Source organism: Capnocytophaga sp. oral taxon 326 str. F0382 (assembly GCF_000318295.1).
In the GTDB taxonomy this organism is placed as follows: domain Bacteria; phylum Bacteroidota; class Bacteroidia; order Flavobacteriales; family Flavobacteriaceae; genus Capnocytophaga; species Capnocytophaga periodontitidis.
In genome coordinates, this window is record NZ_KB291437.1 from 1 (window position 1) to 1,497 (window position 1,497).

A 1,497-nucleotide genomic window follows, 5' to 3' on the forward strand; every position below is an offset into this window, starting at 1 on the left:
ATAATTGCAGTGGGTTGGCTACTGTTACGGTAATTGTTAGCAAACCTCTCGTGATTGCCCGTGATGATACGTATACTGTTACAGTTGGAACGACTACCATTACCGAAAGTATATACCACAACGATAGTATAGGGTAGCAAGCGGCTAACACTTCTTTGGTTAATTTTCAAGCCATTGGAGGTAACAAAGACCGTAATAACTTCTATATTCTGTCGGTTAATTTAGCGGGAAATATCCTTATTCCTCAAGGTACCCCTACGGGTACTTATACTTTGCAATATCGCATTTGTGATATGAACGACATACATAATTGTGCTACGGCTACCATTACAGTGGTGATAACTGAAATCCCGATTCTTCCCGTTGTAGCTCGCGATGATACATATACTGTTACTATAGGAACGACTACCATTACCGAAAGTATATACCACAATGATAGTATAGGCGATCAAATGGTTGATGCTTCTTTGGTTAATTTCCAAGCCATTGGTGGTAGCAAAGACAGTAATAATTTTTATATTTTGTCAGTTAGTTTAGCAGGAAATGTACTTATTCCTCAAGCTACGCCCATTGGTACATATACTTTGGAATATCGCATTTGCGATGTACATCATCGTTCTAATTGTGATAGTGCTACGGTGAGGGTGTCCGTAATTCCTCCCTCCACACCGCCTCCTACCTTGGTGGTAACACCCGATACATTCACTTATACGGGGAATACAATCGTTGGAAATATATTGGATAACGATACGATCAACGATAACCCTATCGAACTACCCGACGACGATATCAATATCGAAGCCGAAGAACCTACCGATAAAGAACGTTACATAGATACAGCCACAGGTGATGTACTTGTGCCTACTCATACACCTGCAGGTACTTATACACTTAATTATGAGTTGTGTATAGAAAATCTCACCATTTGCGACACGACAACAGTTGAAGTAATTGTGCCTGATGTGCTTACTCCTACACCTCCTACACCTCCTATACCTCCTATACCTCAAGATGATAACCCTGCCACTTCACTAACTCCTTATAATGGTATCTCTCTCAATGGGGATAACAAAAATGATTATTTCCATATAGGAGGCATTGAAAAATACCCTGAGAATATAGTCCGAATTTATAATAAAAACGGACTTAAAGTATTTGAAGTAATGGGCTATGATAATAAAAACCAATCGTTTAAAGGTTTTACACAAGGGGAAGTGACTGTTAAAAAATCTTTAGAATTACCCATAGGTACTTATTTTTACTTTATAGAATATACCGATGAAAACCATCAAAAACAAAGAAAAATAGGTTGGTTATATTTGAAAAAATAAACACTAAGTGAAAATATTTTTCACGAGAAGCTGTGTTATTGCGAAAAAATATGTACCTTTGCCCGACTTTACTCCAAATTTAACAAGATAAATAAGTATAGAAAGTTTAATAAAATGATTAAAAAAGCAGTTTTTTCAGCACTAACAATGTTATTCTGTACCGAGA

1 protein-coding gene is annotated in these 1,497 nt (G+C 36.9%); it reads left to right on the forward strand.

Annotated features, from left to right (window positions below):
• The first annotated feature begins 155 nt into the window (after positions 1-155).
• Positions 156-1,331 carry a gliding motility-associated C-terminal domain-containing protein gene (locus tag HMPREF9073_RS10835; RefSeq protein WP_009413798.1) on the forward strand — a complete coding sequence of 392 codons (1,176 nt, stop codon included), beginning with the start codon at positions 156-158 and terminating at the stop codon, positions 1,329-1,331.
• The last annotated feature ends 166 nt before the right edge of the window (positions 1,332-1,497 follow it).